Raw genomic sequence first — 13,252 nt, 5'->3', positions numbered from 1 at the left:
TAATTACTCTGCACTTACTAAGATATAGTAAATACTAATTTAAGGATAAATATTAGTGTAAGAACTGCTGATCGAAGATCCTTTCATTCAGAGGGCAATCTTTGTCAAAGAGCAAAGTTATTGTGTTTTCCTGTTCTTTTTGTATTTTTACCTGCGATATATCATGGAATTCTTTATAATCTGATACTACAAGTGCTGGACGATTTTTTATATTATTAATGTCAATTTGTACTATCGTGTCATTTGATATGAGCGCTCCATTCCAATGCCTTGGGTAATAACTATTGATGGAAGTCAGTGCAAATAAATTTGAATTAAGTGGCAGAATTGGCCCGCCGGCAGAGAAGTTATATGCGGTGCTGCCTGTGGGAGTAGACAATATTATTCCATCTCCTCTGAATTTTTCTACTTTTAGCTTATCATTAATGGTAATATTCATCTCCACTATTTGATTTGCTTTTCTGAAGACATACACTTCATTTACTGCTATGTAATGGTGTTTTTTGCCACTTATGTCTGTGGCTTCCATTTTTAGTAAAGTTAGCTGAGTAGGGACTGCATGTTCTATATGATCAATTAGATCTTTAAAGCATTTATTCATTAAAAACCCGACGTTGCCGGTATTTATTCCATACACATGTACATCTTTATTTCCTATGACGTAGTTGTGCAGAGTGCGTAGCATAAAACCGTCGCCTCCAATGACTATAAGTAGATCAATTTCGAACTTACTTTTCTCTGTTATATTGATAAAATTGAACTTCTGTAATAACTGAGATACTTCCTGGGACTTTGGTGATGCAGAAGCAATATAGCCTACATTTTTATATTTATACATGTTTAATAAAGAAGGAGAAAACTAGAAAAGACTCCCATATTTATCATTAAACTTAGCTATTTTACTATCCTTGTCTCCTGATCCGCTTGTCAAGCTTCCAGTCCATGCAGGGTGAGTAAGAGGATCTCTATCAAGTTTTATTCTTTGACCTTCCTTTCCATAAGTGGAATAAGTTTCAAACTCTTGACCGTCTGTCATGACTATAATAACTTTGTGATAACTGATTTCTGCCATTGCTGCTTACAACTTTTTATCAAGTCACATTCTAGTGAATAGGATTGATTTAGTCAATCATTATTGTGAAATATTGACAAAAAATAAATAAAGTAGTATTATTAGTGAAGAATGAAGAATTTATTATGATTTTTGCTTTTCCTGGTCAGGGCTCTCAATTTGTAGGAATGGGAAAGAGCTTATATGATGAGTTTTCAGTTGCAAGACAAGTATTTGATGAAGTAGATAACACATTAGGTAGAAAGCTGTCTCATTTGATCTTCAACGGTCTTATTGAAGAATTAACCATTACAGAAAATGCTCAACCAGCTATCATGGCAGTGTCAATTGCGACACTACGTGTTATGGAGCATGTGCTTGGTAGGCCCTTTTTTTCTGATTGCAATGTTAAATATGTTTGTGGGCATTCAGTTGGCGAGTATACAGCGCTATGTGCTGCAGGGGCGTTGACGCTTGAGTCTGCAGTTAAATTGTTAAAAGTTCGTAGCGAAGCAATGCATGAAGCTTCACTAAAATGTAAAGGTGGAATGGTTGCGCTACTTGGAGCAGAAATAAGCGAAGTAGAAGATATATTGAAATCAGCTAAAATTGAAGGTGAGATTGCAAACGATAATGGTGGTGGGCAGGTAGTGGTAAGTGGTACTGCAGAAGCCCTTGAAATGTTACCTGATTTGTTTAAAAGCTCGAGTGTGAAGAAAATGATTAAATTACAAGTTAGTGGACCTTTTCACTCATCTCTTATGAAACCCGCTGATGAAAAACTTCTAGAATTTTTAGAGAGCGTCAACATAACTCGCCCTTCGATTCCTTTTGTATCAAATGTTACAGCTAAAGAGGAAAATGATCCAGAAATCATAAGAGCTTTACTCGCTAAGCAAGTCGTAAGCAGAGTCAGGTGGAGAGAGATGGTTTTATATATGACAAGCCGTGGCACTGATAAATTTGTTGAAATTGGGCCTAACAAAGTTTTATCTAATCTAGTTAAAAGAATTATCAGTACAAAAAGCATAGGTAGTGTTGGCGATATTGATAGCTTCTTTAATGAATCATTAATATTGGCAGCGAAAAATTTAAAAGTGAGTTTGAGTTAAATTGTATCTATTTTGTATTACCCAAGCAGTATTATTGCGCTAACAAGAATGTAAGACCTTTTTGGTGTCATTCCAGCGCGTGAACAGTTCTTATTGCCTGGTCAGTCCTCTGGATCCCAGTGTCTGTACGACTAGTACAACATTGCATAATTTTATTATGCCTATTTTGATCAAGATTTGCAAGACTTTTTATGCGAAATACTATGTATAAGTGGTTGTGATTGATTTCAATTTGATGAATTAACATTCTAATAATATTTTGCTTAGTCTGCCAATCTACCAGATCAAGTTTTGATTCAACACTTGAGGAAAAGTTTTTTAAGCTATCTGTAACAAGGCTCAATTCTTGTTGTAATTTCTTTTGATCAAGTACTTTTTCTTTTTCCTCCTCAATTTCTTTTAAATGCTGTTTCATTGTTGTAATTCTTGGCTCAAATTCTTCTTGGCTTATAAACCCTTTGGCATAGCTATCGATAAATTTTTTGATACTTAATCTTAATTTACTTTCTTGCTTTTCACGTGTTTGATTATGTTGACATACCATTAAACCTTGTAATAAATACGTTTCTCTTCTTTGCCGTACTCTTGCTCTTTGTCTATTTTCAGCTAGTTGTGCTTGCACTGAATCAAATAAATTCTCATTGATTATTTTTGGCACTGGAATAATAAGTCCAGTTCTCTTTATCACTATTAAAGCGACCACTTTTAAGCTTGCCACAAGTTCCTTTTTTTGATTTCCTTACTTGTGGTTTTGAGCATGTCTTAGTTTTACCATAAGCTGCTTGTCCTATATAAGCAGGATTTCTTAACATGTTCCAAATAGTGCTTCCTTTTCCAATAGCTTTTCCCTGTTCGTGTTACTATCGGTATCTTATTCAGTTTATGTACAACCTCTCCTATATTTGCTCTTTCTTGACCAACCCAACTAAATATTTTACGCACTACATTTACCTCTTCTTCATCAACCTCAAACTGAGCACTTCCTTCACCTACATGTTTTGCTATGTAGCGATAACCATAAGGTGCATTACTCATTACACTTATACGGCCAGTTTTAGCTGCATGAAGTTTTCCCCTGCGATTACGTTCCATAATTTTTGCACGTTCATACTCTGCTACTGACCTTACCCTGCACAACTATACCCGAAAATTGCTAAACTTAAATTTTGGTGTTTCTTCTTGATTTGACAGATTTTGTTTGTCTGACGCTTATATTTCACACTTTCAAATATTCGATTTTACACTCCCTGTGACAATTTTGAAAGAAGTCTATCGTTGTTTACAAAGGCATGAGATTAGTAGACTACCAAACATTGATGGAGACATCCAGCCTAAAAAGAAGTTCAAACAATATCCTATCGGCTACTTTCATATTGATATCAGAACTGAGGAAGGCATTTGTTTGTTGCTATAGACAGAACCGTCCAAATTTGCTTATGTTGAGCTTCACGAAAGCGCTATAAAGCCTATAGCTGCTAAGTTTTTCGTAACTTGATTAGAATTTTACCATATAAAATCCGTACCGTTTTGACAGACAACGGTATACAATTTACTAATCAGAAGCGTCATAAATATGCTTTTCAACATATATTTGATAGAGTTTGTGAAGAACATGATATTGAACACCGTTTGACAAAAGTCTTGGACAAGTTGAACGTATGAATAAAACCTTAAAGAATGCTACAGTTAAACTACCGAGCAACTCAAAGAGCATCTTTATGCCTTTGTTATAATTACGCTAAAAGGCTCAAAACTCTTAAAGGTCTTACTCCTTTTGAATTTATATGCTCTCAATGCTCCTGATTTATTTATACTAAGTCCTCACCATTACACTCTGGGACCATACAGCTAGTTCGTTTAATATCATAAAATTTGCACTCTTTGGCAATTTAAACTTAAGCTGAGCAACACTAACCTTGCGAACGAACTTTCTCTATGCCCTGTTGTACAATAGGAGATAAAGATATATTTCCTAATGAAGAACTCACACTATATTTGGAATCTTTTTCTAAAACTTCCTCATGTAAGCTAATTACTTCAGAAGATTTCAATTCTTCATACTCAAAATACCCCTGCTCAATAGCATCGTAGACAGAATAATCGCCAAGCAAGCAATTCTCACCTAACTCTTCTTTATAATTTTTGAACTTTTCCAATGTTTCCTCTTTATTACTTACTTCTACTATAATTTTATTTTTATCTTGCACATCAGGATACAATCTAACATCTACTTTTCCCAAATCAGTATGTAAAGTTAGTACTATATTACCCTTAAGGTTAGTATAATTTCTTACTCCATTTTTCGTTAAAATTTCTATCTCGCTTTCACCGATCGCTATCACGTCTCTTCGCAATTCTGTGCTTTCACCTATTCCATTTATGACTTTCGCAACCTTGACTGTACTATTCTTTGAGCATTTCAAGTAGAAAGTGAAGTTGTCCATTTTTGCCTCTTTTACCGTACCAGTAGTTGCGCTTTTTGCAGCTTCCAAAAACCTTAGAGAATAACGTACATATCTTTTACGTGCTTCTTTCAGATTAGCTTTGTGTCCTTCAAACTTCTCTAGTTTATCAATTACAATTATACTACTCAGAGTTTCAAGTACTGCCCCTTTTGATACCAAATGACATACTATGCGACTAGCAACTTCTATGTCCCTTTCAACTTGAAAAATCTTTAATTCACTAATTTTTTTTATTACATAATCTGTAAAATTATACCTACTTTCATAAGTATTCATATATATATTTCCATCGCAAGAAAAATTTAACCTTACCCCAAATTCTATAGCTTCGGTTACAACCTGTTCTAACTGATTTATGTCTTGAACTTCATCTAATTCACCAAAATATTCATGTAGATTTTGTTTATCTATAGAGGACTTATCCCATAGATTTATACTCTTGCACGAACGCTTTTTTCCATTATGGTCAACTTGTGTTTTTTTACGAAAAATTCCATAAAGAACATCCTTGGCGCCAATTTGTGGTCCTTCTTCCCAACCAAAAAAGTGGCAAATCCTTTCAAAATCTTGAGTATTCTTGTATTCACTCAAAAGCTCTTGTTGCTTGGTAGGGTTTCCAAAAGCAGAGCGTGATTTTTTAAGTAAACTCTTTTCCTTATCAGTTAAAAGGTACTTTTTAGTGTAATAATTGGGATTATTAATTGCGATTTCCATTGGGGTTTTCCCTTTATTATCCTGTATATCACGATTAGCTCCTTTCTCTCGAAGCAAACCCACAATTTTACTACAACTACCAGGACGCGCCGCATAATGCAAAGGCGTTCTTCCTGTAGCGTCTTTTTCATTAGGATCAGTCTCTGCCTCTAAAAGTAAATTCATGAATTCTTCTGCATTGCCACATTCCATAGTTGATAGCACATGCAGTATTGTCAGTTTAGATTCTCCTCTTTTAAGGTTGAGGATGGTTTTTAGATCTTGATTACTTTTATGATCTAGTAAAAATTTTTTAATTTTTTCAACATCATTCTTATAATCCTTATAAGTAACATGTGGAAAATCTTTAAAAATGCTTAAAAATTTTTTATTCAACTCCTTCTGACTTTCTGTTAAGTTGGACATATCAGCAAGCCACGTAGATATCAACTTACCAAATGCACTTCTTTCAACAACATCAGTTAAAGAACAGTCATTGCGAAGTAGCAATGAGTATTTAACCAATTCATATTCATCATCTTCTTGTTGCTGTATTTCTTCTGCTTTCTTAGGATGCTCAAATCCATTTTTTATTAATTTAATAAAGAGCTTTAATGTGCCAAAACTTTTATGTTTCAATAAAGGATCTGCTCCTTTTTCAAATAGAATTTTTACTACTTTTAAATGGCCATTTCTAGTAGCCCAGCATAATGGAGTACGCCCGTACCTATCCGCTACATCAACATTAACTCCCTTTTCTATGAGGGTTTTTACTATTTCCACTTGGCAATTTTCAGCAGAAACAGCATGATGTAATACAGTACTTCTATCCTGACCCACTGCATTAACATTAGCCCCTTTTTCTAACAGGAACTCTACTATCTCTTTATGTCCATTGAAAGCAGCACAATGCAAAGGAGTATACCCACCTTCATCTGCTACATTAACATCACCTCCCTTTTCTATGAGGGTTTTTACTATTTCCACTTGGCAATTTTTAGCAGAAACAGCATGATGTAATACAGTACTTCCACCTTGACCCACTACATTAATATTAGCCCCTTTGTCTAACAGAAGTTCTACTATCTCTTTATGTCCATTGAGAGCAGCACAATGCAAAGGAGTACACCCTTCTTGGTCTGCTGTATTAACATTAGCCCCTTTTTTTATTAAAAGCTCTGCCATCTTTACAAGATTATCTCTAGCAGCTATATGTAAAAACGTATTCTGATCATCGAATGTATAATTTATGTCAAATCCATTATCTTGCCACTCTTCATACGTGCCTGGATCTTCTTTTTCCAACTTCTCTTTTACTCTTTCTATTATATTATTCTCATTTAAATCACTTATTGTACTTAATATTTCTGACAATCGTTCATGTGCCATAATCCTACCTTAAACTATTTGCTTTTGTACTATAGCTAAAAAAAATTATTGATCCATAATAAAATAACCAATGCCAGAGAAAGCTAGTTTATTGCTAACATATTTAAAAGTATTATGAACTTAATAAGAGAACAAAACACTCCTGTGATGGAGCAGTATTTGAACTTGAAAGCTCAATACAAGGATCATCTATTGTTTTATAGACTGGGAGATTTCTATGAATTATTTTTCGATGATGCCATTAAAGCTGCGAAGTTGCTGAATATAGTGCTTACTAAAAGAGGTAATGCGTGTGGACAGGACATACCAATGTGTGGAGTGCCAGCACACAGTAGCGAATCTTACCTGCATAAGCTAATAGATTTAGGATTTAAAGTAGCAATTTGTGATCAATTAGAAACTGCCGATGAAGCAAAAAGGAGGGGCTATAAATCTATAGTAAAACGTGATGTAGTGCGAATTGTAACTCCAGGTACAATTATGGAAGATTCACTACTGGAGGATAAAAGCAATAATTATCTCGCATCCATAGTTGAACAAAATGGAGAGTATGCTATTGGCTGGCTCGAATTATCAACGGGAAAATTTTTTCACACTACAACGAATTTGAAAGCTCTAGATAGTGATTTACTGCGTATATCACCAAGGGAATTATTGATCTCTGAAAAGCTCACTGAAGATGAAAGAATTAGATCAATTTTGAAAAATTATAAGATATCGATTACGCAACATGCACAGAGTTTTTTTGAGTATAATAAATCCCATAGAACGCTGTGCGAATTTTATAAAATCAGAGAGCTTGGAGTTATAGGAAAATTCAGTAAAATAGAGATTATGGCATGCGGTGCGCTGCTTGAATATGTTAGAGTAACGCAAAGGGGCTCCATTCCAAGACTTGAGTTGCCAAAGCCCTATAAACAACAAAATTTCATGCTTATTGATGCTTCAGCAAGGAGAAATCTTGAGTTATTTTCAACTCAATTTGGTGAAAAAAAAGGTTCATTAATTTCAGTTATCGATCATACAGTTACAGCCTCTGGTGGACGCCTGCTCAAACAAATGCTTGCTTCACCACTTGCTTGTTCTAAGGCAATTAATTTAAGGCTCAGCACCGTTGAATTTTTTGTAAATCACCATGAGTCATGCAAAAAGATACGGGAAATATTATCTAATATTCCAGATATTGAGAGATCATTATCGCGCTTGATGCTAGGGCGTGGTTCACCAAAGGACATTAATTTATTAAAAATTGGCCTTGGAAAAACGTTAGAGTTATCTGAGCTTTTGTCTACCTTACATAGTTATCACTTAAGTGAAAAACCGGCAGCTAACTCTCAGATGTCATTTCAGTGCTTGACTAGAGAAAAGGAGTCAGTGTCTACTACTCAAGTGATAAGTAGTGACAAGAGTGAATTCAGCACAATACATAAAAGTCTTGGAAATCATAAAAACCTATTCGAGCTTCTAGAGAGTGCTGTACTTGATAATAACCTCAGTTCCGTAAAAGAAGGAGGATTTATCAATCCAAGATATAATCAAGAACTATCTGAGCTATCCTATGTGCTGAACAATAGTAGCAAACTGATTACTAAACTCCGTGAATCTTATCGCGACCTAACTGGCATTGCTGCACTAAAAATATTACACAACAATATACTCGGTTATTATGTTGAAGTGTCAGCAAATCACAAAATAACTTCAGATGTATTTATTCATAGGCAAAGCTTAGTAAACAGTGTTCGCTATACTACTAATGAATTGAAAGAATTAGAAAATAAAATTCTTACGGCACGTGATGCTGCAATCGGCTTAGAAATGAAAATTTTTAGTGAACTGTGTAGTCAAATTGCTAAAGAATCTGAAAAAATTGCTCTTTCTGCAAATGCTTTGGCAAAACTTGATATTAGAACCGCGTTTGCAGAGCTTGCGGTACAAAACAATTACGTAAAACCCATTATTGACGATAGTAAGGAATTTAATATCTGTAGCGGAAGGCATCCAGTGGTTGAAGTAAACAATAAGTTTATTGCAAACAGCATAAGTTTGGCTGGTATACATCTAATTACTGGTCCTAACATGGCAGGAAAAAGCACTTTCCTAAGGCAAAACGCTCTTATCACAATTTTAGCTCATATGGGATCATTTGTGCCAGCAGATAGTGCACACATTGGAGTAATTGACAAGATATTCAGTAGAGTTGGTGCAACAGATAATATAACAGCTGGTTATTCTACCTTCATGGTAGAGATGATTGAAACAGCAACGATAGTCAATCAGGCAACAGATCGTTCCTTGGTGATACTTGATGAAATTGGTAGGGGCACAGGAGTATATGATGGCTTATCTATTGCTCAGGCGGTAATTGAGCATATTCACAATATAAATAAGTGCCGCGCCATTTTTGCAACTCATTATCATGAATTGACTAAAGTAGGTGAATACTTAGAAAATGTGAAATGTTTTTGTGTGAAAATAAAAGAATGGAATGGAGAGGTAATCTTTCTACATGAAGTAATTGAGGGTATTGCAGATGAGTCATATGGAATACATGTGGCATAACTTGCCGGTTTTCCTGACTCTGTTTTAAATAGAGCAAGTGAAATATTTGAGGAGTTGAAGGCTTGAGAAAGGTAACTATTATTTAAGTACACACAGTTACGGCCAGCATAGGCGTCAAGTTAAGGAAAAGTGGCATAAGAAAGATACCGTCTTGCTAGTCAACAAAAAAATTACTCAAGCTGTATCATAAAATCAAAAAATACTTCTGATTGTGTAACAGTACACAGATTACAGTTAGTGAATATGTTGAATGGATTGGAAGCATTTTTTGATTTTAAACTACAGTCAACATCCTAGTTCTGTAATTCTTGATATGATTTGGATCAAAAGCACTTTTGGATGTCAGGATACCGAAAATGATATGGAGTAGCTTACGCTCCCACAATTGCCATATTATGCTTACCCTTCTTCTTTAGTCTTTGGCAAAAACTCACAATGATAGGATTGTGATTCTTGGCTACTATGGCAGGAAAGAAAAGGGCCTTACGTAATGTTTGTGAACCTGATTTACTTAATCTTGGTTTAGAATGTACAGATGAACCTGATGTTATATTTTTCGGTATAACTCCTGTATATGCTGCCAATTGCCTGGCATCTCTAAAAGCTTTTATGTCAGGGATTTCAGCTAAAATAGCTATTGCTGATTCCTCTCCTATTCCTGGAATAGTCAATAGAAGCTGAAAATTTTCCAACAATTCTTTGTGCTGCTTTAATAGTTTGCGTATGGAGTTTTTTATTATTTCTATTTTTTTAACTATATTCGTTGCAAGATCCTCCCAAGCATTTGCAACTTCTTTAGGCAGTCTCTCTTTTTTTTCTAGGTGGTTATTTACTAATTCTTTTAACGCAACTGAGCAACGATAAAGATGTTTTAATTTTTTCATTTCAGAAGAAGGTGGTGTCCAACGAGTTGGTTCCTGTCTTTGGCAATAATCAGCAATAATTTCTGCATCAGTCTGATCATTCTTTTGTCTTACGAGCTTACTCCTTGTATAAGATTTAATACAATAAGGATTTACAACACTAACAAAATGTCCAGCATTGTGCAGAAATTCAGCCAAAGCTTCGCTATAACAACCACATGCATGCCTTTACTTCTTCCACATTATGCTTTTGTAGAAAACTCAGCAGACCTTGAAACCCAAGATCATCGTTCTTAAAGCTCCTTTTCCTAGTTTCACGCTTTTCTTTTTTACTTATGAATGAAAGAAAAACATCAAAGCGATCTTTTGATACATCAATTCCAAGAAAGTTGTTGATCATATATAACCCCATACGTTACCATTTAAAACGAAAAGTAAGGCTAACCTTGTGGATACAGAATTAGAGCCATTTAGGTCTTTCTACGATACCGTCCAGCCTATACTTTTGAGGAGGGAACTCTTATCTTTCTTACAGATTTTATATCTAAGAGGAGAAACAGAGTTCTTCCCTCCTCCACCTAATGCTTAAGCTTAAAACATTAGATGCTTTTTACAAGATACAAGAAGGGAAGCGGTAAAAATTATTTTAGACATTAAACAATAAAATTAGTAATTTATAGACTCTTTAAAAAAAATTATCTTATTTTAGATCAAGATTTCTTAAAAAATAAATATAATAAATAAACCTTAAATGGTTGCTATATTGGGCGTATTCTCTTAACTTGACGCCTATGGTAAAATAAACTGTGTCAAACCGAAAAGTAAAATATTAGAATTAATATAAAACGGAGGTTTTACACATGAGTGAAAAAATGGCAAACAAATATGTTGGATTAGTAGACTATCAAGAACTATAGCTAACCAAAGTAAGGTTTCCCCGAGTGCTAAAAAACAAAATCAATGGCAGATCAGGCCAAAAATTTGGCAGTGACTTTCTTACGTTATAGCAAACCAAAATTTCTCAATTGGATTTAAATCCGGCGAGTATGGTGGCAAAAATAAAACTTTACATTCAACACTTTCTATTAATTTTTTCGTTCTTTCAGATTTATGAAAGCTCGCATTGTCGAGAATGATCAGGTTTTTATATTGGGACAAGCCTATTTTCGATGTATGCTTCAAATATTTCGCTGTTACAATACCCATCCATGGTTTTTCCTTCATTCAGTGCTCCAATTATGCTCACTCTCCTTCTTTTGTATCCTGGTTTATCTGCAAATAACCTTTTGCCTTTTTTAGCCCATCCGTATGCATAAAATTTATTGTCCTCTATCCCTTATGAATATCAAGTTTTCTCCGTTTATTTCTTCTATCTTTTTCATGAACTCTTCGCGTTTCACTTTATCCCTTTCTTGATAAAGAAAAGTTTTTTTTATATCTATAGTTTACTTTTTTAAGATAGTTATATACTGTGTCCTTGCACATATTGCCAAATTCTTCAATATCTTCATTTGATAAGTGATTTTCTATTTCACCTTCCAAGCTTGCCTCCAGCAGCTTTTTTATAAACGGTGTCACCTCTTCCTGTCAGTGATCTACCTTCTCGTATAGACGACAAGATATTTGTTTCTAATTCTTTGTAATCTACCAACCAGGTAGTTCTGTTTGCTACTTTTTGACTCATGTCAAACCTCCATTTTTATCTTAATTTATTATTTTATTTCTCGGTTTGACACAGTTTATTTAACACTCCCATTTATTTATTTACGTCTCCAATTTTATCTGGTACAATGGAGACAAAGATTTATATTTTGTGTTTTATGTCTCCATTATTTATTGGTAGGAAAACTGAGTTAAAGCAATTACTGGAGCTTACAGAAAAAAATACTGCATCTTTTGTAGTAGTCAAAGGAAGGCGTCGTATAGGAAAAAGTCGTTTAATTCAAGAGTTCAGTAAGTATTTCGAGCAATATTACTCATTTATAGGTTTGCCACCAGAAAGGTATACTACAACGTCACTGCCATTAAGTTAAGGGAAAGTGATGGACTGTATTGTAAAATCAGGTAAGATCCACAAATTAAAAGAAGTAATGACATGAGTAAAAAAAAGAATAATCATGTTTATAAAAAATAAATTGATGAGTTTAAACTTTATAAACGCACACAGAGCATCCTCAAAAGACTTCTCACGAAAAAGAAAGCTGCCCTTCATTAATGTATTTCTCCTGATTTTTAGAAAGAGTGTAAAGTCATTACAAGTAATGCTTAATGAGTTTGTTCTGCATACAAGAAAAGATTACACAATTACGGCAAGTGCATTTACTCAAGCAAGAAAGAAGCTAAAGCATACTGCGTTTTCAGAGTTAAATGATGATATAGTTTCCCTATACTACCAAGATCAGGAATTTAAAACCCACCATGGCTTCAGAGTACTTGCATTTGATGCTTCAATACTGATTCTGCCAAAGAGCGACAAAATAATAGGCGAGTTTGGCTCAAGAGCAGTATGGAATGGAATCCAGAGATTTGAAGACTATACAAGTGCAACCTTTGAAGTTTGCTACGATGTGCTAAATAATATTGCAATAAAATCTGTGCTAAGTAGAGGTGACAGCTATGAGGTTGATTTAGCGATCGGTATGCTTGAATCCATAAAATCAGACGATTTGTTAATCTGTGATAGAGGATACGTATCTTATCGATTTCTTGCTGAGCTTACAGGAAGGAAAATCAATTATATAATTCGCTGTCCAAGTTCGTCTTTCAATGAAATAAACGCTATGTTTAAGCCGGAAAGCCCATCTAGTATGGTGGTAGCACCTATTAAAGTAGCAAGACAGCTACGAAAGCTAGGATTACCTGATGAGATGAAATTCAGGTTAGTCAAAATAATACTTTCTTCTGGAGAAGTTGAAGTGTTAGTAACATCTCTGTTAGATGAGCAAAGTTTTACAGTCGAAGAGTTTGAGAGATTATATTACTTGCGCTGGGGAGTAGAAACATTTTTTTCTAGGCTGAAGGGAAGATTAAATTTAGAGAATTTCACAGGAAAAAGTATTGAAACTATCAAGCAGGATTTTTGGTCAACTATCTTCATCCAGTAATCTGAAAGATTTTCCA

Annotated in this window: 9 protein-coding genes and 5 pseudogenes; 5 read left to right on the top strand and 9 right to left on the bottom strand. The window is 34.5% G+C overall.

All coding sequences use genetic code 11. The features are described from left to right. Positions 1–52 precede the first annotated feature (52 nt). Complete coding sequence (locus wVul_RS03440) at positions 53–838, bottom strand: NAD kinase (RefSeq protein WP_047759190.1); 786 nt, start codon at positions 836–838, stop codon at positions 53–55. Between the two features lie 21 nt (positions 839–859). After that, positions 860–1,072, bottom strand: a complete 213-nt coding sequence (gene rpmE / locus wVul_RS03435) for a 50S ribosomal protein L31 (RefSeq protein WP_047759189.1) — start codon at positions 1,070–1,072, stop codon at positions 860–862. A gap of 125 nt (positions 1,073–1,197) precedes the next feature. On the opposite strand from rpmE, the gene fabD reads away from it, so the two are divergent. Continuing rightward, a complete protein-coding gene (gene fabD / locus wVul_RS03430; RefSeq protein WP_047759188.1) occupies positions 1,198–2,163 on the top strand; it encodes an ACP S-malonyltransferase in 966 nt (321 codons plus the stop codon). A gap of 67 nt (positions 2,164–2,230) precedes the next feature. On the opposite strand, the gene wVul_RS03425 is transcribed toward fabD, so the two are convergent. From wVul_RS03425 to wVul_RS03420, 3 genes are read right to left on the bottom strand one after another with little or no spacing between them, the layout of a single operon-like run. Further along, positions 2,231–2,881, bottom strand: coding sequence for a hypothetical protein (locus wVul_RS03425; RefSeq protein ID WP_047759187.1), 651 nt, complete (start codon positions 2,879–2,881; stop codon positions 2,231–2,233). Beyond that, the gene (locus wVul_RS10255) at positions 2,802–2,975 is read right to left on the bottom strand and encodes a hypothetical protein (RefSeq protein ID WP_349967601.1); all 174 of its coding nucleotides are present in this window, start codon (positions 2,973–2,975) and stop codon (positions 2,802–2,804) included. The genes wVul_RS03425 and wVul_RS10255 overlap by 80 nt, the downstream gene beginning before the upstream one ends. Further along, positions 2,932–3,255, bottom strand: a complete 324-nt coding sequence (locus wVul_RS03420; protein WP_153295516.1) for a recombinase family protein — start codon at positions 3,253–3,255, stop codon at positions 2,932–2,934. The genes wVul_RS10255 and wVul_RS03420 overlap by 44 nt, the downstream gene beginning before the upstream one ends. Before the next feature lie 178 nt (positions 3,256–3,433). Here wVul_RS03420 and wVul_RS08605 point away from each other — a divergent pair. Beyond that, a pseudogene (locus tag wVul_RS08605) lies at positions 3,434–4,015 on the top strand (transposase family protein); the annotation flags it as partial. Between the two features lie 58 nt (positions 4,016–4,073). Here wVul_RS08605 and wVul_RS03415 read toward each other — a convergent pair. Further along, a complete protein-coding gene (locus tag wVul_RS03415; RefSeq protein ID WP_047759185.1) occupies positions 4,074–6,710 on the bottom strand; it encodes an ankyrin repeat domain-containing protein in 2,637 nt (878 codons plus the stop codon). A 114-nt stretch (positions 6,711–6,824) separates the two neighbouring features. On the opposite strand from wVul_RS03415, the gene mutS reads away from it, so the two are divergent. Next, complete coding sequence (gene mutS / locus wVul_RS03410; protein ID WP_410543408.1) at positions 6,825–9,269, top strand: DNA mismatch repair protein MutS; 2,445 nt, start codon at positions 6,825–6,827, stop codon at positions 9,267–9,269. A gap of 274 nt (positions 9,270–9,543) precedes the next feature. Here the strand turns inward: mutS and wVul_RS03405 are convergent. From wVul_RS03405 to wVul_RS09440, 3 pseudogenes are all read right to left on the bottom strand, one after another. After that, positions 9,544–10,532 (bottom strand): annotated as a pseudogene (locus tag wVul_RS03405) (IS110 family RNA-guided transposase). Positions 10,533–11,128: 596 nt separating this feature from the next. Continuing rightward, positions 11,129–11,465 (bottom strand): annotated as a pseudogene (locus wVul_RS03400) (IS630 family transposase). 164 nt (positions 11,466–11,629) lie between these two features. Further along, positions 11,630–11,816: pseudogene (locus wVul_RS09440) on the bottom strand (IS256 family transposase); the annotation flags it as partial. Between the two features lie 136 nt (positions 11,817–11,952). Here wVul_RS09440 and wVul_RS03395 point away from each other — a divergent pair. Together wVul_RS03395 and wVul_RS08590 are read left to right on the top strand one after the other, a co-directional pair. Next, entirely contained in the window at positions 11,953–12,165 is a 213-nt protein-coding gene (locus wVul_RS03395) for an ATP-binding protein (RefSeq protein WP_047759184.1), read from the top strand. 84 nt (positions 12,166–12,249) lie between these two features. Next, positions 12,250–13,230, top strand: a pseudogene (locus wVul_RS08590) (IS4-like element ISWpi18 family transposase); the annotation flags it as partial. Positions 13,231–13,252 lie beyond the last annotated feature (22 nt).

The sequence above is a fragment of the Wolbachia endosymbiont of Armadillidium vulgare str. wVulC genome (genome assembly GCF_001027565.1).
In the GTDB taxonomy this organism is placed as follows: domain Bacteria; phylum Pseudomonadota; class Alphaproteobacteria; order Rickettsiales; family Anaplasmataceae; genus Wolbachia.
Note: the sequence above shows the minus strand (reverse complement) of the source record. Positions and strands in the feature narration are given on the sequence as shown.